General features: G+C 37.1%; 18 protein-coding genes and 3 pseudogenes. 3 read left to right on the plus strand and 18 right to left on the minus strand.

Annotated elements, in window-relative coordinates; all coding sequences use genetic code 11:
• Positions 1 to 162: 162 nt before the first annotated feature.
• Both ACLJJ6_RS09215 and ACLJJ6_RS09220 read right to left on the minus strand, forming a co-directional pair.
• A complete protein-coding gene (locus tag ACLJJ6_RS09215; protein WP_412989166.1) occupies positions 163 to 1473 on the minus strand; it encodes a PTS sugar transporter subunit IIC in 1311 nt (436 codons plus the stop codon).
• Positions 1470 to 2855, minus strand: coding sequence for a glycoside hydrolase family 1 protein (locus ACLJJ6_RS09220; protein ID WP_412989167.1), 1386 nt, complete (start codon positions 2853 to 2855; stop codon positions 1470 to 1472). The genes ACLJJ6_RS09215 and ACLJJ6_RS09220 overlap by 4 nt, the downstream gene beginning before the upstream one ends.
• A gap of 105 nt (positions 2856 to 2960) precedes the next feature.
• Here ACLJJ6_RS09220 and ACLJJ6_RS09225 point away from each other — a divergent pair, with 105 nt between their 5' ends.
• Positions 2961 to 3728, plus strand: a complete 768-nt coding sequence (locus ACLJJ6_RS09225) for a GntR family transcriptional regulator (protein ID WP_412989168.1) — start codon at positions 2961 to 2963, stop codon at positions 3726 to 3728.
• 84 nt (positions 3729 to 3812) lie between these two features.
• Here the strand turns inward: ACLJJ6_RS09225 and ACLJJ6_RS09230 are convergent, their stop codons facing one another.
• The 7 genes and pseudogenes from ACLJJ6_RS09230 to yicI all read right to left on the minus strand — a co-directional run.
• Positions 3813 to 5210: a PTS transporter subunit IIC gene (locus ACLJJ6_RS09230; RefSeq protein WP_412989169.1), complete on the minus strand. Its 1398-nt coding sequence runs from the start codon at positions 5208 to 5210 to the stop codon at positions 3813 to 3815.
• Between the two features lie 49 nt (positions 5211 to 5259).
• Positions 5260 to 6765, minus strand: a complete 1506-nt coding sequence (xylB, locus tag ACLJJ6_RS09235; RefSeq protein WP_412989170.1) for a xylulokinase — start codon at positions 6763 to 6765, stop codon at positions 5260 to 5262.
• A 52-nt stretch (positions 6766 to 6817) separates the two neighbouring features.
• Positions 6818 to 8158 carry a xylose isomerase gene (gene xylA / locus ACLJJ6_RS09240; protein WP_412989171.1) on the minus strand — a complete coding sequence of 447 codons (1341 nt, stop codon included), beginning with the start codon at positions 8156 to 8158 and terminating at the stop codon, positions 6818 to 6820.
• Between the two features lie 24 nt (positions 8159 to 8182).
• On the minus strand, positions 8183 to 10219 hold the full coding sequence (locus ACLJJ6_RS09245) for a beta-galactosidase (protein WP_412989172.1): 2037 nt from the start codon (positions 10217 to 10219) through the stop codon (positions 8183 to 8185).
• A gap of 152 nt (positions 10220 to 10371) precedes the next feature.
• Positions 10372 to 11163: pseudogene (locus ACLJJ6_RS09250) on the minus strand (alpha/beta hydrolase).
• Positions 11164 to 11184: 21 nt separating this feature from the next.
• A pseudogene (locus ACLJJ6_RS09255) lies at positions 11185 to 12278 on the minus strand (ABC transporter ATP-binding protein).
• Positions 12279 to 12325: 47 nt separating this feature from the next.
• Positions 12326 to 14011, minus strand: a pseudogene (gene yicI, locus ACLJJ6_RS09260) (alpha-xylosidase); the annotation flags it as partial.
• 110 nt (positions 14012 to 14121) lie between these two features.
• Between yicI and ACLJJ6_RS09265 the strand changes: the two are divergent.
• Positions 14122 to 15051, plus strand: a complete 930-nt coding sequence (locus ACLJJ6_RS09265) for an IS30 family transposase (protein ID WP_412988322.1) — start codon at positions 14122 to 14124, stop codon at positions 15049 to 15051.
• On the opposite strand, the gene ACLJJ6_RS09270 is transcribed toward ACLJJ6_RS09265, so the two are convergent.
• The 5 genes from ACLJJ6_RS09270 to ACLJJ6_RS09290 all read right to left on the minus strand — a co-directional run bounded on the left by ACLJJ6_RS09270 (position 15028) and on the right by ACLJJ6_RS09290 (position 19733).
• Positions 15028 to 15663, minus strand: a complete 636-nt coding sequence (locus ACLJJ6_RS09270; RefSeq protein ID WP_412989173.1) for a hypothetical protein — start codon at positions 15661 to 15663, stop codon at positions 15028 to 15030. The two genes, ACLJJ6_RS09265 and ACLJJ6_RS09270, sit on opposite strands and share 24 nt — an antisense overlap.
• Positions 15664 to 15697: 34 nt before the next feature.
• The gene (locus tag ACLJJ6_RS09275) at positions 15698 to 16486 is read right to left on the minus strand and encodes an SGNH/GDSL hydrolase family protein (protein ID WP_412989174.1); all 789 of its coding nucleotides are present in this window, start codon (positions 16484 to 16486) and stop codon (positions 15698 to 15700) included.
• A 219-nt stretch (positions 16487 to 16705) separates the two neighbouring features.
• Positions 16706 to 17524, minus strand: a complete 819-nt coding sequence (locus ACLJJ6_RS09280; protein WP_412989175.1) for a carbohydrate ABC transporter permease — start codon at positions 17522 to 17524, stop codon at positions 16706 to 16708.
• Positions 17517 to 18395 carry a carbohydrate ABC transporter permease gene (locus ACLJJ6_RS09285; RefSeq protein WP_412989176.1) on the minus strand — a complete coding sequence of 293 codons (879 nt, stop codon included), beginning with the start codon at positions 18393 to 18395 and terminating at the stop codon, positions 17517 to 17519. Before ACLJJ6_RS09285 ends, ACLJJ6_RS09280 begins: the two co-directional genes overlap by 8 nt.
• Before the next feature lie 18 nt (positions 18396 to 18413).
• The gene (locus ACLJJ6_RS09290; protein ID WP_412989177.1) at positions 18414 to 19733 is read right to left on the minus strand and encodes an ABC transporter substrate-binding protein; all 1320 of its coding nucleotides are present in this window, start codon (positions 19731 to 19733) and stop codon (positions 18414 to 18416) included.
• Between the two features lie 474 nt (positions 19734 to 20207).
• Between ACLJJ6_RS09290 and ACLJJ6_RS09295 the strand changes: the two genes are divergently transcribed.
• The gene (locus ACLJJ6_RS09295) at positions 20208 to 21020 is read left to right on the plus strand and encodes an AraC family transcriptional regulator (protein WP_412989178.1); all 813 of its coding nucleotides are present in this window, start codon (positions 20208 to 20210) and stop codon (positions 21018 to 21020) included.
• Between the two features lie 135 nt (positions 21021 to 21155).
• Here ACLJJ6_RS09295 and ACLJJ6_RS09300 read toward each other — a convergent pair whose 3' ends face one another.
• Genes ACLJJ6_RS09300 through agaC form a run of 4 tightly spaced genes read right to left on the minus strand, consistent with a single transcriptional unit; the run spans position 21156 to position 24437 of the window.
• Entirely contained in the window at positions 21156 to 22328 is a 1173-nt protein-coding gene (locus tag ACLJJ6_RS09300; protein ID WP_412989179.1) for an SIS domain-containing protein, read from the minus strand.
• Positions 22329 to 22372: 44 nt separating this feature from the next.
• A complete protein-coding gene (locus ACLJJ6_RS09305) occupies positions 22373 to 22801 on the minus strand; it encodes a PTS sugar transporter (RefSeq protein WP_412989180.1) in 429 nt (142 codons plus the stop codon).
• 15 nt (positions 22802 to 22816) lie between these two features.
• Positions 22817 to 23638 (minus strand): PTS galactosamine transporter subunit IID, encoded by an 822-nt coding sequence (gene agaD / locus ACLJJ6_RS09310; protein ID WP_412989181.1) that lies wholly within the window; start codon positions 23636 to 23638, stop codon positions 22817 to 22819.
• On the minus strand, positions 23628 to 24437 hold the full coding sequence (agaC, locus tag ACLJJ6_RS09315) for a PTS galactosamine transporter subunit IIC (protein ID WP_412989182.1): 810 nt from the start codon (positions 24435 to 24437) through the stop codon (positions 23628 to 23630). Before agaC ends, agaD begins: the two co-directional genes overlap by 11 nt.
• Positions 24438 to 24448 lie beyond the last annotated feature (11 nt).

The raw sequence follows: 24448 nt of genomic DNA on the forward strand, positions 1-24448 counted from the left end.
CTGTAAAAGTCGCTTTTTGTTACCATATTTTCTAATTATAAAGTAGTCGAGTCAGTATTTACGACTCATGTGATATCTCTTTACCCTACGATCCCCTACTTTGATCTTAATTTAATTTTCTCTCTTCAGTACTGCCTTTAACCAAACGATTCTCTCTTCTCACTAGTCCGCTTCTGCCTGATGCATGATGACCCGTTCAGAAATTTTCATAAACGGTAGATAGAAACAAACACCAAAAATTATTGAAATCAGCTGCACAATAATTGCGCGCCAGTCTCCACCAGTTGCCAAAAAGCCATTAATTAGTGGCGGCGTTGTCCACGGCACCATCACAACTGTCCGGTTCATAAAACCAATTGCCGTACAGAAATATGCAAACAGCAAAGCAATCACGGGTGTCAAAACAAACGGAATCAATAACGGCAAGTTGAAAACAATCGGATAGCCATAAATGACCGGTTCGTTAATATTAAATAATCCCGGCACTAACGATAAGCCCGTTACCTGGCGGCTAGATTTCATTTTTGAAAAAATCAGGGTGGCAATTAGCAAACAAATCGTGCTTCCGGTTCCACCCAGCATCCCAAATGTGTCGCGGAAAACACTCGTAATAATATAAGGGACGTCATGGCCGGTCGCAAATGCCTGCATGTTTTTATTGGTATTAATCAACAACACTGGATCCAAGAGCGTCCCGTTAATGACGGCTTGGTGAATCCCAAAACCAAACAATAAGTTGCCGACACTATAAATCAGTAGGAATCCCGGCAAACTTGTGTTTACACGACGTAACGGTTCCTGAATAATCATTGTAATCAGTTTGATCATGTCCGTATGTGCCAAAACGGCTAACAAAGCAGCAATAATAGCTAACAGACTCAATACCACAATTGTTGGAATCAGGGTCATAAAGGAATCACTGACAGCTGGGGGCACGTTTTCACCAAGGTTAATCCTAAATTTTTTGACGCCGGATAATCTTATGAATAATTCTGTGGCCACCAACCCAATAATAATACCGGCAAACATCCCAGTCACACCGATGTTGGTAAATGATAGGTATCCCGTGATATTAACAGCACCGGATTTGCCCACCGGGATTGCGGATAAAGTAGCAGGCATCATGACAATTAAGCCTGCCAATGAAATAATTGCAGCACCCAAAACATTATTAAATCCACGATTCTTAGCCAAGCAATAGCCGACGACCGGTGCAATTAGAAGTCCGGCAATATTAAGTGTGCCATTAACCAGCAAATTACCGAAAGTTTGGAAATTTGTGAGCATGGTTCCTTTTAAAAATAATGTAAAAATAACATTATTTACCAAGACCCCCAGACCGGCTAAAATAAATAGCGGCATCATCATCGCAAACGCATCCCGCAAGGAACGCAGATGGATTTGATTACCGATTTTAATCGAAATTTCGGTAAACTTATCAATGAATCGTTTGCCTACTCCGTTGTTTTTCATTTCTGCACCTCTCCATTTAAATTTTTGTTTTCAGCAATCATTTTTTTGAACCATTGGTAACTCTTTTTGGGGACCCGTCGCAAATCGCGCAGGTCATGATTGCCGCGATTCACATAAACAATCCCGTAGCGTTTTTCCATATTACCGGTCGAACTTGGAATATCAATGAGGCCCCAGCCTAGATAACCAATTACGTCCGCACCGTCAATTGTCATGGCATCTTTCATGGCTTGAATGTGTGTTTGGTGATACTGAATCCGATAATCATCTTGAATTGGAACAGCACCGTCCCAGACTTCCTTTTCGCCAATGCCGTTTTCAACTGGGAAAATAGGTAAGTTATACCGATCCGCCATTTTTGTAATACAGTTGCGAAAGCCCAGCGCATCGATTTGCCACCCATATTCTGACGTTTCCAAATTAGGATTAAATATCTTGCCCTGACTCATATAGTAATTGGGTGGCGTGCCCGGTTTGATCCGATTGGCGTCAATCACCAAGCTGTAATAATAACTGAACGCGAGAAAATCACTTTTGACATTGGTTAAGTGGGTTACGACCAAATCTACCGCCCTGTTTAACTCCGGCCACCCCTGCGCTGCAATGTAACGTGTCACTTCGCGCGAGCGTTTGCCGGTAGCGAAAAAGGACAAAAAATCTTCATTGATAAATTCGTTAGCTTTGCGCGTCACCATGACATCCTCTGGTTTGGGAGAATTGGGATACATTTCCTGATAGGCTACCATGCCGCCTACTTGCAAACCCGGGAACTGATGAATAAAATCGGCCACTTCTGCATAAGCGATCAGACTATTCGTAGCGATCTTATATTGATCGGCAATGCTGTGCGCTCCTGTTAAATAACCGCTATTCTGAAACCCTTCTTCAAACATTGTGCAGTTTTGTTCATTAAATGGAATCCAATACTGGACTTTGTCTGCCAGTGCTTTTACTACAATTTTGGCGAAACGGACAAATGCTTCACGAACATGGTCACTGATAAACCCATTCTCTTTTTTAGCCAAAGGCAATGGCATGTCAAAATGATACAAACAAATCACCGGCACCATTTTCCGTTCCAATAACGCATCAACAAAACGGCTGTAATAGTCCAGTCCTTTTTGATTTACCGTTCCATCTCCGGACGGAATCACACGCGACCACGAAACTTGAAACCGGTAACAATTCATGCCAGCATTTTTCATTAAATCAAAATCTTCTTCATAGCGATGATATTCGTCAATGCCGTCTTTCCAATCAGATGAATCCGGAGTTGCCTGTTTGACGTCATACACAGACGGCCCTTTGCCATCCACATTCCAAGCACCTTCTGTTTGCATGCTCGAAACGGAATTTCCCCATAAAAACTTTGAATTTCTCATTGCCTACCTCCTCTACTGATTATCATTTTAACTCATATTTTAAATTTGTAAAGTCAAATATTTATATTGATAATTCAAATTAACAACTTGGATAAAAATTTGAATATGCTAAAATTAACACTAGGAAGGAAGGTGACGACGATTAGTCAATATAAAGATATTGCCAATACATTAAAAGCACGCATTCAAAACGGTGACTATGTGACTGGTGAGCACCTTCCTAGTCAAAAGGAGTTGGCCGAGGAATTCGGTACTTCCCGGGTAACAATTCAAAAGGCGCTGGACGAATTATCCAACGCCAATTTAATCTTACGTCGTCAAGGGAGTGGTACCACTGTCGCACCTAATTCACAGTCGACCTTAGATATTTTATCCAGCCAATATGAAGGAACCACCAAATTATTTGCGGGACGTGGCAAAGTAAGCACGCAAGTTTTGCATTTTGAAATTCGATTACCTAATGCACACGAGCAAAAGCGGCTCAGCATCAGTGATTCTACCCCGGTTTATGATATTTTACGTTTGCGTAATGTTGATGATAAACCATACGAGTTAGATCATTCCATTATGCCACTCTCCGTTATCCGCAATTTAACTGAGAAAATCGCGGCTGGTTCGATTTACACGTTTATCGAAACCCAACTCGGCTTGAAAATTGGAAGTTCTATTCGCAAGATCACTGCCGACATCCCCAGTGAAGATGATCAAAAATATCTGCAGTGTCACCACAACGAACCCATTTTACAGGTCTCGCAAACGGTCCATCTGGCTGATGGTCGTCCTTTCGAATATTCCCAAACGCGCCATCGTTACGATAAGGGCGGTGTCATCGTGATCAATAATTTCTTGAGTAGTAATGGGTTGGAAGCATGAAAAAAGGATTCTAACAGGACAAAAAAATTGCTCTCCGTTAGGATCCTTTTTAATTATATTTTCAATGTCTCATTTAAAATATTTTTAATTACTCTCCCCTTGTTGCCTTTGAAATTTCCAATAGATTTTGTTTCTTTTCTGCATTTCCCTTGAATACCAATAAAAAACTAACAGATATACTGTAAGTGCAACAAACGCATACAGCATATATTTTTCCGAGCTACTTGCCTTTCCAAATAAATAGGCTAAAAATTGTTCAATTGGTCCTTCTTTTGTAGAAGCACCAATCATTATGCCTTTTTGAATTCCGGAGACGCTCAAACTTGATACTGTTTGCGTTACAAAAGGTGCACTCAACGTTCCTGCCCACAAGAACAAAGGCAACTCAAGAGCACCAATAAATATCATTCGAATAATGTGGCCTTGTGTTACTACCAACAAGGCAGGTGTAACGCCCATTGCAATAATACCTCCAAGAGGTAATATGTGATTTCCGGGCAAAACTAATGATTCTATTAACATAATAGGAGCTAATATATTTGCCGCTCCCCAAATTTCAGAACGTTCATTTATAAATGCCCAATCCAAACCAACGTTTAAATTTCGATTTTTTAAAAATTTATTAAGCAATTCCGTAATTCTCTGTGTGAGGCCATCGACAGCTTTAACAAACCAAGCTCCAATTTCTGCAAAAAGCTGTAACGCAACACCTCCAGTGAAAGACAGTACAAAGATCCGTGATCCGGGCATTTTCCCAACCATTCCAACAAAAACGCCTAGATAACAGCCGATAATAAAATTACTCCCCCAAAAGCCTATTTTCTCATTTAATTTTGAAACATCAAAATCATATTTGTCTAACGGACTTAAAAAGATATCAAAGATTTTGTTAAAAAGCATTAACAAAGGATTTATCATGTAATTCATATGAGTTGACGTCATGGGATTATTCCAGTTATTTAATAAGTCGTTAAAAGTAGGTTTCATAAGATCAGAATTTTTGAGTTTTAGTATTCCTAATACAATGACCAATATTACCGCTGTGAAAATATTTGCACCAAAATACATTGCCAACAACGCTGTAAAGGCTACATGCCAAATATCAAAGATATCCACATCCAGTGTTGTTGTCCAACGAATTTTTATCATAAACAAATTAGTAAGAATGGTAATCAACAAGAATAGTAAAGTATAAGGGGTTCCCCATGTAATGGTTGCCAATGGAGCCCAGCCAACATCGATAACTGTTAAATGAATCCCCGTGGTGTTTATGAAGGAACTCATTGCGGGCTTATAAACCTTAACCAGCAAATGAATGATTGCACTAATTCCTGTTAAGGAAATGGCCAGTCGCGTGCCACTTTCAAATGCGTCAAAAAAATGTACTCCCACAAGACAAGACACTAATATTAAAGTTAATGCCATAATAGGAATCACACCTAAAAAGTTATATATATCTAATATATATTTGCTGATTAGCACACTATATCGCCTTCTCTTCCCTAGCCAAATTCATTTTTAAACCGAAAAGTTAGAAATTTTTCTTTCTGAAGTCTACTAACTGATGACTTATATCAGCAGTAGCCTTGTATATTTGTCTGTAAATTCTATATAGTTCACAATATTTTTGAACATTTTTCGGTTCTGGCAAATATATTTTTCCCCGTTCAACAAATTCTTTTCCGCAATCTTGAAAATTTTGAAACCATCCTGTACCCACTGCCGCAATCATAGCTGCTCCTAATCCCGGCCCTTGTTCATTCGTCAAACAAATAACCGGAATATCAAAAATATCCGCTTGTATCTGTAGCCACAAATCGCTCTTAGCTCCTCCGCCAATTGAAATGATTGATTTCACTTCAGAATGGTTTACCTTGTAAATATTTAGAAGATCTTTAAACGAAAAGACAATGCCTTCCATGACAGAGCGTACCAAATCTGCTTGCTTATGGTTGCTATCTAGTCCGATGAAACTTCCCCGAACGTTACCATCGTCGTATGGCGTTCTTTCCCCCACAAGATATGGAGAAAACAGTAACCCATTTGCCCCAATGGTAGAATGTCGCGCTTCTAGAATGAATTTTCCGAAAGTAGTTTTGTTATCAAGTATTTTTTTCAACCAAGATAAACTATAACCAGCTGATAAGGTTACTCCCATCATATAATACTTACCAGGAATTGCATGATTAAAGACATGTAGTTTACCATTTAGGCTTGAGCTAGACTTATCAGCATATTTAAGTACGACACCAGATGTTCCAATACTGCATAATGCTGTTTCTTCTCTGACAATTCCAGCACCCAAAGCACCGGCGGCATTATCTGCAGCACCAACGTACACTTTTATATGTGTTGAAAGTTGTGATATTGAAGCATATTGTTTAGTAATATTTCCAGCATATGCATCTGAGTTACCTAATGGCGGGCAGATTTCCAGCGGAATCGCAAAAGGTTGACAAATTTCTCTGCTCCAAGTATTTTTCTTTGCATCTAGCATTACTGTACCAGCTGCATCAGAATAGTCGGTAGCTATGTGACCAGTCATTCTGTATCGTAAATAGTCTTTAGGCAGTAAAAAAACTTTAATTTTTTTAAAAATTTCCGGTTCATTATCCTGTATCCATAGCAATTTAGGCAATGTGAATCCTTCAAGAGGTAAGTTATGTGTTATTTTTAAAAATCCCTTTCCCATTTTTTTTAAGATTTGTCTGCTTTGCTCGACTGTACGTGTATCATTCCATAATATTGCCGGTCTCAATACCCTATAGTTATCATCTAATAAGACTAATCCATGCATTTGCCCAGAATAACTTAATGACTCAATCTCCGTTGCATTAATTCTATCCAAGTCTATTATATTCCGGATTGCTTTAGTTGTTGCCCGTACCCAGTCTTCTGGGTTTTGTTCACTGTAACCAATCTGCTTCTGTAAGAGATCATAGCTTTCACTTCGTTGTGCAGCCATTCGTCCCATTTTATCAACTACTGAAACTTTCACCGAACTGGTTCCCAAATCAATTCCTAATACATATTTCATTAAAGCCACCTCAAAAAGGAATGAGTAATTTTTTACCCATTCCTACCTTATTTTAACCCGCTAATGTTGCAATCATATAATGGTTAATTATATTCTTTATTTCTTCTAAATGATCAGAATGCGTTGCCCGCCTTAATTCTTTTTGTGGCTTGTCGATGATATAATTTTCAAGATCCTCTATACTTGCTGTTCCACTTTGAATTTGTCTTCCTACTCCAGAATTATAAGAGTCATACCTATCCTGTAGAACGTTATCAATAACGTGATCTTCTTTTAATTTTGCAGCTACTTTTAATCCAGCAGCAAATGTATCCATCCCAACCATGTGACCAATAAACAGATCATCTGGTTCAAAGGATGTTCTCCTTGGCTTAGCATCAAAGTTTAAACCACCTGTCCGGCCTATGCCTCCATTCTCAATAACTTCATACATTGCACCAATTGTTTCATAAAGATTTGAAGGATATTCATCAATATCCCAACCGATCAATTTATCGCCTTGATTTGCATCGAGAGATCCTAATAGACCAGCCTCTCTAGCCACCCGAATTTCATGCTGATACGTATGACCAGCAAGGTTAGCATGATTGCCTTCCAAATTGAGCTTAAAGTCTTTATCCAGTCCGTACTGTTTCATGAAACCAATTGTAGTGGCAGCATCGTAATCATATTGATGTGTAGTGGGCTCAAGCGGTTTTGGCTCCAATAAAAACTGGGCTTTGAATCCAATTCTGTTTGCGTAATCTTTTGCCATGTGGAAAAATTCTGCAGCGTGTTCCTGCTCCATTTTCATGTTGGTATTCCATAAAGACTCGTAACCTTCTCTACCACCCCAGAACACATAATTTTCAGCACCGACCCTTTTCCCAATTTCTAGGCTATGTTTAATCTGTGCTGCACTATACGCGTAAATATCCGCATATGGACTTGTGGCAGCTCCAGCAACGAACCGTGGATTTGTAAACATATTAGCAGTATTCCATAATACCTTCATTCCAGAATCTTGTTGATATTCCACAATTTTATCGACTATTTTATCTAAATTATGATTGCTTTCTCGTAAAGTATTGCCTTCAGGTGCCAAATTGCGATCATGAAAGCAAAAGAAGTTAACTCCCAATTTTTCATAAAATTCAAACGCCGCATCGACCTTTGCTAGTGCATTATCCATCGGATCTGTATATTTATCATACGGTCTAATCGCCGTTCCATCACCAAACGGATCGACTAGTCGCTGATCAAACGTATGCCAATAGGCAACTGCAAATCGCAACCAATCTTTCATCTTTTTTCCAGCAATTATCTTTTCTGGCTCATAATAATGGAAACCAAACTCCTTTGCATACTCATTTCCAACATAAGTAATTTTATCCATATTCCAATATGCCATCATTCATCTTCTCCATTTAATAACCTACTAATTCTGGTCCTCATTCAATTTTATACGAGTTATTAAAACACCAAAGGGCTTCAAGTGAACATCACCAGTATTGATTTTTTTGTTTGATACAATATCTACTAAGTCTGAAGTTCTATTATGATAGATTTGTTCTCTATCCTGGGTGTTTAAAATAAATTCATATTGATATTTATCTGTATAACGACTTATTCGTTCAACACTTTCCTTATTTTTTTCTGAAATTGTCAGCTTCCCTTTTTTTAAAATATACTTTCCTAACCAATCCATTGTTTCATCACTTAAAGCCGTGCACACATAGTAAGCATGCCCTTTTCCGAATTTGTTCTGTGTAATAGCTGGATAATTATTATAAAATTTTGATGTCTGAAACTTAGCCAATATCTCAGCACCATCAAGATGAACAACATCACATAGCACGTCAGCTTTCGTTTTTCTCCCTGTATCCATAACTTGTAATTCAACATCATTTTTCGGAGTTAAAGCGTCTCTTTCTTCAACCCACATTCCTAACAATTTATCTAACGGCCCATTTCCTTGAAATAAATTGTCATTTTCATCTACAACATTGCTCATGAAATCAGTTATAAAATTTCCACCTTGATTTACAAATACACTAATTTTATTTGCAAGTTTTGGTTTCAAAATGTAATGAGCTGGTGCAATTACTATTTTGTAAGTCGAAAGATTATCATTGTCGGATATGAAATCTACTGAGATATTATTTTTATAAAAGAATTTATAATAAGCGTATATTCGGTTTATATAATGTAAGTTTACGGTTGGCCCAACAGATGAATTTATTCCCCAGAAACTTTCCCAATCAAAAATAATTGCAACTTTCGATTTTCTTCTACTGCTCCAAATATTAGTATCCAATTGCTTCATTTCTGTTCCAATTTGAGCAACTTCTTTAAATACTCTTGTTTGAGTTGAATCACGATTAGAAATTATGGAACTATGCAATTTTTCAGAGCCGCTCCTTGCCTGCCTTAATTGAAAAAATTGTACTGTATTAGCCCCATGGGCAACTGCTTGATAGCTAAGAAAACGAATTTCCCCTGGTGCTTTTAATGCGTTAAAAGCCTGCCAATTTTGTTGGCTTGGCGCCTGCTCCATAAGCATAAACGGTTGTTTTTTGAGACCGTACATGAGATCATGGTTCATTGCTGTAAAGGCTGCCGTGGTATCAAAACTCGGATAATTATCCCAAGAAACCACATCAAGATGTCTTGCCCACTTAAAATAATCAAGATCTTCTTGTGTACCCATAAAATTTGTAGTGATGGGTGTAGTTTTATTAAATTTTCTAATAACAGCTTTTTCCATCAAAAATTCATTTAACAGGCTGTCAGATTGAAATCTCCGATAATCTAATGCTTCTCCTCCTAAAACAGCTTTTCCGTTATCAAATTCATCTGATAATTTAGAAGGTGGAACCACTTCATCCCATTCATGAATAGTATGACTCCAAAAGTTAGCATTCCAGGCATTATTCAAATTTTCTATGGTTGTGTATTTGATTTTTAGCCACTTTCTAAATTCTTTGGCACAATTGTCACAGTAACAATAACCACCATATTCGTTCGAAATATGCCAACAAACAACGCTACGTTCCTGACCATACCTTTTCATGATCTGTGTAACCAAATCCTCGGCAAGTTTTTGAAAATTTGGACTATTTGGACAAGCATTATGCCGTTTTCCAAAGCCCTGACGAATCCCATACGTATTTACTCTTGAAACATCCTTATACTTTTTGACCATCCAACCTGGTAAAGCTGCAGTCGAAGTTGCCATTACTATTTTAAAATTATGTTTTTTTAAAAGTGAGACAATTTTGTCTAACATCGTAAAATCATATTTATTTTCTTTTGGTTGTAACAATGACCATGAAAATACATTAATTGTTGCGGAATTAATTTCGGCCTGTTCTACCATCTTTATATCTTTTTCCCAAGTTGATTCTGGCCATTGTTCCGGATTATAATCACCTCCAAAAAGAAAAGGAACTTTATTAATAACTTGTTGATTCATCTGTAACATCCTCCAAATTCAAATAATTACGAATGAAGGTATCATAAGTGTATATTGTTGTAATCAATATTAATTATTTATCGGCATCAGTAAACGGTGAAGCACAACAATTGCAATAGTAAAATATTTTGACAATTCTACCAATTACGATATCATTCTGATTTATCTTTTTTTCCACACGGTAACCATTCAATAAAAGCTTTAATCTGTTTGTCCCAGAAATCCCAATCATGATTACCAGTCTCTTCTTTGTATAAATAATTCGTTTCAAAAATGCGCGTTAAACATCCACGCATTTTCTGATTTTGTTGATATAAAAAATCTTCTTGTCCAACAGCTTGAAATACCTTCAATTTTTTCCTCTGTTTTATCGGAAAATGCTTGGCCAAAAACATCAAGTTTTGGGAAGGATTTACTACCTTATCCCTTCCAAATATCATTTCAAAATCTGGGATTAAATCTTTATATTGCTTTCCGAATTCATCTACATCCATAACAGCAGAAAGCGCCCCTACCGCTGCAAACTTTCCCGGAGCACGAAATGCCCATTTTAAAGCTCCATACCCTCCCATAGAATTACCAGCCACAAAGTTTTCTGTGGGAAGCTCTGATAATGGAAAGAAAAATCTTGCTCTTCTTGGCAACTCACTAATTAAATATGTCCAGTAGTTTGGTCCCTATACCATATCTGCATAAAAGCTGCGCTCCATTCTAGGCAACACTACCGCTATCCCTGCATCGTTTGCGTATCTTTCTATAGAAGTAAATCTCTGAAATGACGTTTCATCATCAGAAAGTCCATGTAACAACCATAGAACCGGAAACTTCTTTCCATCTCGATAAATTTTTGTTGCATTATCTACTTTTTTTTCTGGCAAAATCACACGAAATGATGTGTTCATTTGCAAAGTATTCGAAAAGAATAACGAGTCATGAATGGACATTCTCTCTGTCTCCCTTTTTGCTTAATTTTCTTCTTCATAGTCAACTGATTTTTCAGTTTCTTTATCAAAGAAATGTGCTTTATTTAAATCAAATCCCATATTCATTCCTGTTCCAGGTTTTTCAAAATCACGAGAATTTACTTTTGCTACAAAATCAGTCTGTCCTAATTTACTATACAACTGTGATTCAGATCCCAATAACTCCGATACCACGATTTCAGCATGGACAACATTCTGCGGAAAAGTTTCTAAAAAAGCATTCTCTGTGTGTATATCCTCAGGTCTTAATCCCAAGATCAATTTTTTGTTATTGTAGCCTTTTTCCTCGAGAATTTTTAATCTTCCTTGTGGTACCTTGAGATGAAAACCGTCCTTTGCATCATTAATATATCCGTTTTTTAGGGTCACATTAAAGAAGTTCATTGCCGGTGATCCAATAAATCCAGCCACAAACACATTAACTGGTTTGTCGTACACTTGTGATGGCGTCCCGACTTGCTGAATTTTTCCGTCACGAATAACCACAATTCTATCGGCCATTGTCATCGCTTCGGTTTGATCGTGGGTAACGTAAATAGTTGTCGTTTTCAGATCTTGGTGAAGTTTTGCAATCTGTGCCCTCATACTAACGCGCAACTTAGCATCAAGATTAGATAATGGTTCGTCCATAAGAAAGATAGGTGCATCTCTTACAATTGCTCTTCCCAGAGCGACTCGTTGCCTTTGCCCACCAGATAGAGCCGCTGGTTTTCTTTTCAGATAATCAGTTAGGCCTAAAATTTCAGCAGCATGCTTTACTCGTTTATCAATATCCTCCTTGTCATGTTTCCGTAAACTGTCATGTGAGGGTATAATGCATAATTTTGGAACACCATGGCAATTTCCCTATTTTTTGGTGCCAAATTATTAGCTACTTTGCCATTAATAAGTAATTCCCCTTTAGTAATATCTTCCAAACCAGCTATCATACGTAACGTTGTCGATTTTCCACATCCCGAAGGCCCAACAAACACTACAAATTCTTTATCCTTTACGTCCAGATTGAAATCTGTAACCGAATATGAATTGGCATTATCATATTCTTTATAAATATGTTTTAGTTGTACTTCAGCCATTGACGACCATCCCTTTCAAAAATTCCCTCTTAGCACTCTACTTTTATTTAGATCGAAATTGTTGCTTCTCCATTTACCAGTTTGTTTTCCAACGTAATATCTCCCTGATGAACATAAACCGTTACCATTCCTTTCATCATGTGAGCGCTTACTGAAATTTCGTTACTTCTACGTAAAACTATAATCTTCCCAAGAACTTTACCCTTTTTATCAACTACCCTTTTTTCATGCCTTCCCTCACTAATTTGGTAGACATGGATTTGTACATCCTTGTTAAAGTCATATTCAGCATGTTTAGCATTTTTATTCAAAACAAGAATAGTATTTTCTTTAACTAAAATAGGTAAATTCATTTCATCATATTTTTCTGTTAACCATTTTCCTGTCTTATCAATTGTATATACTTTATTAGAGAGTAAGCTTGTCCATTTACCTTCTGGCAAATAATAATTTGCCTCACCACGGTCGTTGAAAATAGGAGCCACCAAGATGCTTGGACCAAACATATATTCATTGTCCAAATATGCAACATTTCTATCTTGATAAAATTCAAAGAACAATGGGCGCATTATTGGTGTACCTACCTCATGAGCTGATACGGCCGCTTCATATATATATGGCATAAGAGCCAACTTTAAGGTTACAAATTTTCGTGTATTCGCAACAGCCTCTTCGTCAAAAAACCATGGCACCCGATATTGAATACTTCCATGATAGCGACTATGTGAAGATAATAATCCAAATTGAGTCCATCGTTTATAAAGATCAGCAGACGCATTTTTTTCAAATCCACCAATATCATGGCTCCAGAAGCCAAATCCGGAACATAACAGAGAAAGCCCGCCTCTTAAGGAATCTGCCATTGAGTTATAATTAGAGAGATTATCGCCTCCCCAATGAACCGGATATTTTTGGGAACCCACAGTGGCTGATCTTGCAAATACAACTGCTTGATCAGTACCCTTAACCTCTTGAATTGCGTCAAACACCGCTTGATTATACTGATATGTGTAATAATTGTGTTCTTGCTGTGGGTTGCATGAATTATAGAACTTCACATCCTCCACAGGAATCCGTTCACCAAAATCTGTTTTAAAGCAGTCTACACCGTTTTTTAATAATCCCCTTAGTTTTTTCTTAAACCATTCAGTTGCTTCTGGATTGGTAAAATCAATAAACGCACTACCTGCCTGCCACATATCCCACTGCCAGACTTCTCCATTTAGTCTTTTAATAAAATAGCCTTTTTTTAAACCTTCTTTAAACATTGCTGTTTTTTGACTAACGTAGGGATTAATCCAAACACACACCTTTATACCGCGATCATGAATTTTTTTAAGTAACCTTTGTGGATCGGGAAACTGTTCTTTATTCCATTCTAATCCACTCCATTCAAAATCTTTCTGCCAAAAACAATCAAAGTGAAAAACGTCAAGCGGTATGTGACGTTCTTGCATACCATCAATAAATTTAAGTACGGTCTCTTCTCTATAGTCCGTTGTAAATGACGTTGATAACCACAATCCGAAAGTCCATGCTGGTGGTAAACCAATTTTACCCGTTAGTCTTGTATACTTATCTAAAATTTCTTTAGGGGTTGGCCCATATATAACGTAGTAATCTAAGCTTTCACCTGGCACACTAAACTGAACGCGATTGACATTTTCAGATGCTACCTCAAATGAGACCTTTCCAGTATTGTTTACAAATACACCATATCCTTTATTACTAATCGCAGATTATATAATTAATTCGAACACCTAAAAAAATGTAAACAAAGACCCATAGTAATGTCCTACAATGGTAGTCACCACAACCAAACCATGAAAGAAGATACATTACTATGAGCTTCTCTACTTTAACACAATTCGATCGCGGTGCCATCTACCATTTGCTAAATATCGGTTATTCTCAAAACAAAATTGCTTCCGCACTCAATGTGTCCAAATCCACCATCAGTTATGAACTCAAGAGAGTTCAGCCATATAACCCTATATTGGCACAGGCGGATGCCGAACAACAACGACATCATTCAGGAAGAAAATCAATTTTAACTCCAATGCTGAAACGCTTAATTGAGAACCATTTACGTTTGACACATTCACCTGATGAGGTCGCACATGAGCTTAGACTTTGCACTAGCTCAATCTATAACTGGATTTACAGTGGCCAAATCAACTTTAAGGCTGAACAATTGCCCGACAAAGGACAACGTCACAAACATCAAGATGAGCGTCGGGGAAGCTTTCAGGTTGGTAAAACTATTGAAAATCGTCCTCAAGCTATAAATGATCGCTCCGAATTTGGACACTGGGAAATGGATACCGTTCTTTCGTCACGAGGTGGTTCAAAGACATGTTTGGCAACATTTGTAGAAAGAAAGAGTCGTCTAGTTTGGATGATTAAAATTCCAAACCGTAGTCAGAATGCAATGAATAACGCCATTGAAACCTTCATCAGAACCTTTGGTCCAGCTGTAAAATCATTTACAGCTGATCATGGTAAAGAATTCTCAGGTTATCAACTCATTGAAGACACCTATCAACGTGAGGTATATTTTTGTCACCCTTATTCACCGTGGGAGCGTGGAACTAATGAATATTTCAATCGCAAAATTCGTTGGTTCTTTCCTAAAAAGACAAACTTCGCGAAAGTCACAGAAGAATCAATTATTGAAGCAACGGAGTTGATTAACAACCGACCATTAAAAATTCTAAACTGGAAAACTGCCATTGAAACATTCAGGGAACTATTTAGTAAGTGTTCGAATTAAACTTGTAATCTGCGTAATATAAAAAGGAATATTCTTATAGGCTTGCTCGCTTCCTGTACCTGCATCCTGATTCCAAATATCGATACTTTGCCCATTTTTAACAAATGGTGTGAATCGTTCACCAAACCCATATATGAGTTCATCTGGTAAAATATCCAATTGTTCCCGCATATAATGCAGATTATTATTATTGTCTTTAATCTCTGCTTGAGCACCCTCGCGTGATCCGGTTAACCTCTTTCCGCCAGCCTCAAATGAAAGATCAAAATCATGCTTATAGGAAGCTTTTATAGTTAAATTTCCTGAAGTAAAATCTAATTTCCCTGTGTCTTTTTCAATAGACACTATCGGTTTCTCATCATTTAGGGCAAAGTGCGAAAAGCGATTTGTTTCCAAAAAGTGATATAGATGCACACCAATAACATCTCTTAAAGGTGAATTGATTCTGATAGTTGTCATACCAACGTTTGGCTCATCACTACGTTGCTCAATTTTTTTATACGGTGCATACATTGTTAACGTATTATCATGAATACCATAATCGAACACTTCATGCGGAGATTGGATCTCAAACTGTTTCTTTACCATCCAATAACCATCTGTGAATTTCATTTACTTCTCTGCCTTCTCTCTACTATCAAATCTTTTAATTTTTTCGATTCAAAATATCAGTTATTACTCTGGCCAGCTCAATACCAAGTAACTTAGACCCATAACTATCAGGATGTAAATCATCAGTATATGATGCTTCCCAATCAGATGTGTTTACTGGAAACACATTTGGAAATTCACTTGCTAAAATGTCTATTTCTTTTGAGTACACACCTACAAAGGGTTTAAGTATTATAATTGGTATGCTGTGTACACGGTCTAAAAGCTGGTAAATATACTGACGGTACTCGGTTAGAAAAACTTTCCTATTTTTTCGATCATTTGTGCCGTAATTCAAAACAACCCATTCTGGCTGTTCACATTGATCTGGCACTCCAGCCATATCAAAATTCAAATAATCACTTGCTTTAGGAACACCGCCTGAACCAGCTGTCGTTATGCCCGTGGCTCCATATGCTATTGGGACGTTAGCAAGCCCCAACAAATTTGATGCAACGTTTGTATATGATTCAACATAGCTATTTGTTTCTGGTTCCTTATCACCATTAACATGAATTCCGGCCGTAATGGAATCTCCAATAAACCAAACTGGTTTCCTAGATGGTCTAATTGGTTTCACTTTTTCCCCAATAACACATTCGACTGCCAATCCATTACCAGACCTCCATAAATCATCATTTTCTCTAATTGCATCAACAAAGATTCTTGCTGTATGTGTTCTTTGGGATAAATGTTCGGCAACTTTACAATTTCCATCTGCCGTCTTTTTTTTATATCTACCGTTATCAATCGAGATGGCAATAATACATGGTGTTTGTAGCACTTTAAATACGATAGTTAAACTGTCTCCAAAAAACTGAACAAAAAATGATGCTCCTTCTGTGATAGTAATTACATAATTCTTTCCATTAAGCGTTTTGTCGAACCAGCGTCCGAAAAAATATGCATTTTGGATATTCTTTTTATTAGCTTTAGCTGTATTAATTTAAGCGGTACGAAATATGGTTTCGTATATTCCATCAACTGTCCACCTTTCACTCAATTATCCTTTGTTAGCACCAGTCATTCCTTGTACGAAATATTTCTGCAAGAATAAGAAGATTACAAATATAGGAATTGTAGATATAATGATTAAAATCATTATGATACCGTAATCAATTGAATAGTTTGTAGTCGCTGACAATCCCGAAATTAGTAACGGCATAGTTTTTTGATCATCGGATTGCAGAACAATCAATGGCCACATATAGTTGTTCCATGCACCCATGAAGGAATAAATGGCAGCTGCAGCAAAAGTTGATTTCAATTGTGGCAACACAATACTTCCAAATATTCTTAATTCACTTGCACCATCAATTCTGGCCGATTCAATTGTGTCAATTGGAAAAGTTTCCAGACTTTGATGAAAGAAAAATACTAAGAAAATTGATGTAATTGCAGGAAGTATTACGGCCCATTCGTTATTGACCAATCCCATGTTTGTCATCATCCGATACAATGGGATCATTAAGACAGAAAACGGAATCATCATGGAAACGATAAATAACGAATAAATTACATCCTTGCCCTTGGATTTATAGATCTGAAATCCGTAGGCTGCTAAAGAAGCAATGATAATCGAGAGAATTGTTACCCATATTGCAATTTTTAGACTATTTATAAAATCCTGTACTACTTGTGTTTGTTGTAACGCATGGTGCAGGTTAATTGAGAATTGTCCACCTAACGTCATCTTTCCAGCAATAATTTGATCAGACGAGTTTGTGGATTCAATAATCATCCACAAAAAAGGAAAGACACTAACAAATGAGCAAACTAAAATAAATAAATATTTTACTACCTGTGTAAGCTTATTAGTCATCGTTTCTCACCACCCTCATTTGTATTAATGACAGAACTAAAATAATAAACATGACGGCATACGATAGCGATGCGGCGTATCCAAAATTAGGAACAAACTTAAACGAAACATTATAAATATACATAGCAATTGTCATAGAAGAATTATTCGGCCCTCCTGCAGTTATATTCATAGGCTCATCGAATAACTGTAGGGTACTAATGGTAGATTGAACAGCGGTAAACAAGATAATTGGTCGCAAGGCAGGCAAAGTAATGTGAAGAAACTGCTGAAAATATGACGCACCATCAATGCGAGCAGCTTCATAGGTTTCTTCAGAAATATTTTGAATTCCTGCTAAGAAAAATATCATGTTATAGCCTGTCCAACGCCATAATAAAGCTAGGATGATAACTACTTTTGCCATTCCAGGACTAGTCAACCACGGAATAGGTGAAGAAATTAAATGCAACGTCTTCATAAGAAAAATATTGATTAAACCATCACTAGCAAACAACATCTTGAATAAAACTGAATAAGAAACAAGAGAAGTCACACATGGTAAAAAAATTAATAATCGCCAAAATCCGCGTAATTTTAACTTTTTCGAATTCAAGACTACTGCCAAAATCATCGCCATTATCAACATAATAGGGACTTCGATGATAAGATATAGGAACGAATTCCCTAGCGAACTCCAAAAAACACTATCATGTAATAACCGCACGAAGTTTCCCAAACCGACGAACTTACTACTATCTCCAGAAACTGAAGAGAATACCAAACGAATCGAATCTAAGATCGGATAAATCATGAAGACTAAAAACCCAATAATGGCCAGTCCAATAAACCACCATCCAATTCTATTTGTGCGCTCTTTAACTCCATTCATAAAACGACACCTTCCTAATTACTTACCTCCGACTTGACTCTTATAAGCGGCTTCCATAGTCTTGATTGTTGAGTTCAAACTCTTTTTTCCATTGTAATAATCACCTAAATCACTTTGGAAAATAGTTTCTAATTCAACGGAATGTGTTCCGTATGAAACGCTTGGAATTTTATCCATATTGTCGGCAAAATATTTATTTACTTTTTGATTCAAGAAAGGATCTGTTTGATTCCATTCTTTATTGGTTTTTGCTGGCTTATATGTTGTTACGGCAGCCTGTTCTTTCAATGCTTTGGCATAAAATTTAGAATTACCATCAAACATTGTTTTGAGAAATTTTTTAGCTGCTTTATCAGCCTTAGTATTTCCTGTATTCAATACATAGTAGCTTGATCCGCCTTCATTTGTAGTGTTCGAAGCATTTTTCATTCCGGATACCCTTGGTACAGTTGCAATCCCCCATTTACCAGATAATTTCTTGTCCGCCTTAAGTGTAGGTAAGTACCATGCACCTTCGACTAGGCCAAGCAATTTTCCATTGTAAACAGCCTTATTTCGACTATTAAAATCACTGTACCCAGTAATTACACCAGCATCGTGCAACGACTTAATAGTTTCGATCGTTTTTTTAAAACCAGTAGAATTAATATTTAACTTTCCAGATTTTGTGAAATACCAGTTTCCAGTAGATTGTAAAATTTGACGGATCATATCGGGATCTTGGCCCAACAAAGTTCCTGTTCCTAGAATTTCTTTACCACTACTCTGTTTAACTTTTTCAGCTAACTTAATGAACTGATCCCAAGTGATATTATTTAAATCTTTGGCAGTTACACCATATTTTGCAAAAATATCTTTTCGGTAATATAAAGCCGAAACTCCCGAATCAAAAGGAACTCCATATGTTTTTCCTTGATACCGCACAATATCTTTTTTATAACTGGAAAAGTTCTTTAAATTAATATTTTGTAATGGCTGAAAATCATTTTGATACGACGATAATAATTTCTGTGCATTGTAATCTTCAATACTTACGATGTTAGGAAAATTACTTTGCTTTCCAGCAGATAAGACCGTTTGAAGTTTTGTGACATAATCATTCTGCATTTCCACTTTAAATGTAACATCTGAATTTTTATGCTCTTGGTTATACATCTTTACGGCTGTTTTCATGATTGGAACATTAAAGTTAGGATCGTCTCCCCAAATAGTCACTACAGTTTTATGACTACTGGCGGAGCCTGTTCCAGAACTCGTTTTGCCACATCCACTTAGTAACGCAACACTAGTTAGAGCTATTCCAACCCCAATTGCAAATTTTCTAAATCGACTCATCATTAACATCCTCCTAATGTAAAAATATAAACTTTTATTTCACCCCTAATTATGGAAGCGGTTGCAGTTTAAAACAACCCCATTTCTATCGAATAAGTTCGCAAAAATATCAAAAAAATCTGTTATACTTTTTTTGAACAAAATTATATTTGCTTTACTAATGTATAGCTCAAAAAAATATCCGAAGATAATTTCTGAGAATTTGTATAATTGTGTTTCTAAAAAGACCTTATCAACGTATATTTTTCAATTTACACCCTAAAATCTTTTAACATTACAAATTTAAGATAAGAACTGTCATTATTTTTTTGTATTTTTCACTTCAAAAATACCAATAAATTAAAGTTATCGTTCATATGACCTTTAACTTGTAATTATTCTTTTAAATTGATTTTTTACTGAAAAAGAATGGGAATAATGGTAGAATTATGTTGTTATTTCATACAAATAATAGTTACTGTTTAAGGGGTGATTTTTGTGCGTTATAGCTTTAAGGTTAATGACCGTTCTTTTCCTCTGTATGTTGATAGTATTGGCTACAACTGGGAGCAAGAAGACATTTTTCGTCCAACTGGATATCCATATGTACACTGGTTGCAGTGTGTAAAAGGTACGGGGATTTTACACATTGCAAATCAATCAATCTTTCTGAAACCTCAACAAGGTATTTTAATTGCACAAGGTATACCACATTCCTACAAAACTTTTGAGGGTACCTGGAAGACCGAATTTTTTACGTTTGGGGGTTCGTTAATTTCTGAAATTCTGACCAGTTTAGGCTTCCATGATTATTTATTTTTGGAACAGCCCGATAGTAATATTACAAATTTCATTCAAAAACATCATGAAGAAATTGAAAATTCAGAACCATTACAGCTTTTCAGGGCTTCCGAACTGGTATATGAGTTTCTCCTTCTATTAAAGAAATATATGATTAGCAATCCACGAAATGAACCTGTTTATCAAGATGTTATTGAACCAATTATTTCGCTGGTACAAAGCCATTATTCTCAGGAATTAGATATTAAGGACTTTGCAAAATATTCTAATTATAGTGAGCAGTACATTCATGAGGTTTTTCGTAAATTCGTTGGAACAACACCACACCAATACCTGTTGCAGTTCAGAATAAAAAAAGCTAAAGAATTTCTTATGAATAACCCTGAATTATCTGTTGAAGAAATCAGAAAAAAGGTTGGATTCAATACAAGCAGTCATTTTATTTCAGTTTTCAAAAAGATGGAGAATGTAACTCCAGGTAAGTTCAAACACTTCTACGGCCATGTATAAACTATCGCAATTCTTTTAAGTTAACTGGTAATAACTTATCAAGCTTTGTTCATAGACGAAAAAAAGGATTTAGCTCTGTTCGCCAAATCCTTTAGTAATTCTTTTTTACTTCAAATAGAAGTCTTTGATTGTCGCCTAAGCCAACGAATGAATCGTAACACCCTTGACAACTCGGTTTACCGTTCCGGTTGCGGACGGTGTATCAGGTGTGTTACCAACTTTAACCGAGGTCATTAACGCCAACGTCTGCGCAAACATGATATCCGGAAAAGCCAAGTAGCCGTCGGGAAGCTGATCATTACCCTTTTTAAACAAGAAGTTTTGTCCCGCAAAGTTTTGCTGGCTAGCCACACCGATGCCGCAAACGACGGGCGCAATATCATCGCCTTTGACTTCATCTAAGATATCCACGTCATATTGGCGGGTGTAGGCATCATTACTGAGAAAATCAAAAACCAGTGCTTTTTGGTTAATAAAAGATTTTGGTCCATGTCGAAAACCCATGGAAGAATCAAACATCGTGGCTTTCTGACCAGCTGTGAGTTCCAAGATTTTTAATTGCGCCTCACGGGTGAGCCCCGTTAAACCGCCAGATCCTAGATATATAATGCGGTCAAAATCAGTATCCACAATGGCTTGCACCTCATCTTCACGTGCAAGTACTTCTTTGCCCATTTCACTAATGGCTTTTACGTAATCCGCTTTTTGCGTATCACGGTGATTGGCGTCAAATACCAACAGGGAGGTTAACAGCATGCAGCTAAAGCTACCAGTCATCGCAAAACCCTTGTCATTAGAACGGGCGGGCTGCAGCAAGACCAAGTTGTGCGCGTCATCCTGCGCGTGTTGTGCCAACTGGCCTTCAGGCGCACAGGTGATGGTTAGTTGCCAAAGGTTGTGCACTAGTTTTTCGGCTAGGTCAACAGTTGCCACACTCTCAGGACTATTGCCACTGCGCGCAAAGGACACTAGTAAAGTGGGCGTGTCAGGTTCCAAATACGCATACGGCGTTGAAACGATTTTCGTTGTATCAATCGCTTCAAAACGAAAATGTTGTCGATCCCCATTCAATTGTAGGTACGGAACTAAAGTATCACCGACGTAAGCGGATGACCCCGCCCCGACAAAAACAACCCTCACTGGTCCTTGCACTTGTGCCGTCATCGCAGTTAAAAAGGCAGCAATCTGTGTTTGCTTTGCTTGGTAATTTTGCCAAGCTTCCTGCCACAATTCAGGCTGTTGCTGAATTTCACGTGTTGTAATAACGGCACCTAATTGGTTTAATTCTGCATCACTTTTTGTAAACATTTGTTGTGAATCCCCTTTGCTATACTCAACTTGTTCCAAAAGATTTAAATACCATCCTCAAAGTCTGTTTTTTCTTCAAACAAATCATCATTACTAAGTACAAACAATTGCGTTCCCTGCTTTGAAGTGTTTACTAAGTCATTTGCGTAATCGCTTACATTTTGGTATGAATTATACGTAGTCTCTAAAAGAGATCCTAAATTACAGCCAGTCACAACTTCGTATTTGTCATTATTTACCGAAAGTTTGGCAGCTTCTTTATAAGGTGTTCCACCCAACAAATCTGTAAAAAATACACATTCAGAATTAGCCTTTACTACTGATAGTAATTTTTTTGCTAGTTGATCAGGTGTCATATCCTCTACAAAGTCCACAAAACAATAATTGGCAGGCAAACTAGAAAGTAGCAACAGTGACGATTTTATTCCAGATGCATAATTTCCGTGTCCTGTAATAACGGTCGTTATTTTCATTATCTATTTACCACCTTACATAATGCCAAAATACGAGCAAAAGATTGCGAGAAAGAATGTCACAATAATAAGCACAATTGGCGACACTTTTTTCTTTAATAACCAGAATAGGAAGAACGTGAATGCTAAGGGCAAGATATTTGGAAAAATCTTATCTAAAAAGTCTTTTTGTAAGGAAACATTACCTATTTTGAGTTTCAAAGAAAGGGTTACATAAGAACTAATTAAAGCCCCAATAACTGTTAAGCCCATAATAGTAGCCACACGAGCTATTATTTCAGAATTTTCTTGAATCACATCTATTGCACGTGTCCCCAAGTTATACCCAAGATGCGCAAATGGAATACGACAAAGAAAGATTCCCAAATAAACTATGAAAAATATGATTGGCCCTAATAGATTTCCCTTTGTTGCAAAGGACGCTGCGATTCCGCCAACAATTGGCATTACTGTAAACCAGTAGATAGCATCACCAATTCCAGCCATAGGACCAAACAATCCATTTTTAAGACCCCTAATTGTTTGACGATTAACATCCTTTTCTTCCAAACTCATTAATAACCCCATTAAAATTGATACTAATGGTGGTGAAGTATTAATAAATTCCATGTTATCAGTCATGGCTGCACTTAGCTTTTTCTTGTCATTACCAAAAATTTTCTTCCAAAATGGCACCTGTGCCCAAGCCCATCCACCGGCTTGCATACGTTCATAGCTAAAGGGTGCTTGTAGTAACGATGATCTAATTCCTAACATCGTGATGTCTCTTGAAGTCAGTTTGTGGTTACTGGAAGGCACTTGATTAGCGGCTTCTCCATTAATTTCTTTAGATTCCATCTTCTTCATCTCCCCCACTAACTCCCGCAGCCTTCATCTCATTAATTTGCTCTTGAAGTTCTTTATTCTTTCTATCACGGAAGAATTCAATCATCGCAAATACAACTCCGACGACAGCGGCTGGCAATACGTTTGAAAAGTTTACAAAACTTGCTACAACAAATCCTAATAACAAGTACGGAATATATTCCACACGTAACAGCACTTTTAATAACATGGAAAATCCTACCGCAGGCAAAGCACCACCAGCTAGTTCAAAGCCATGAATCAACCACGTCGGCATTGCTTCTACCAGGTCATGCATAGGACTTTGAGCTGCATATGCAGATAAGAAAATAACTATAAAGAAGGAAATGCAGACAATTGTCATCGTTAAATATGGAATTCTTGCAAACTTCTTTGTATCCGCTGCTGCAGCATATTTGTCCATTACAGGCATAAAGATTGAAAATAATGAATAAAAAACAAGTAAAATGTATTGCATCAACATTGCAAATGGCAGTGATAATCCAATTGCCGTCGCTGGCGCCACGCTTGTTGTGTGAGCAATGACGACAGTCATAATACCACATACAGCAGGATTTGGTGGTTGTGTCCCTCCAGCAGGAGTCAATCCTGCAAATGCTAGTTCAGTTAAGCCACCAGCAATGACACCTAATTGAATATCACCCAAAATAAAACCAGCGATAGTACAAGAAATGATGGGTCTAAAAATGTAAAGTACTTCTAACCAAGAATCAAGTCCTGCAACTACCGCAAAAAGTCCGAGCAAAATACCTTGCGTTAGAGTCACACTCATTTGCTTTATCC

It is taken from the genome of Pediococcus siamensis (genome assembly GCF_047220215.1).
In the GTDB taxonomy this organism is placed as follows: Bacteria; Bacillota; Bacilli; order Lactobacillales; family Lactobacillaceae; genus Pediococcus; species Pediococcus siamensis.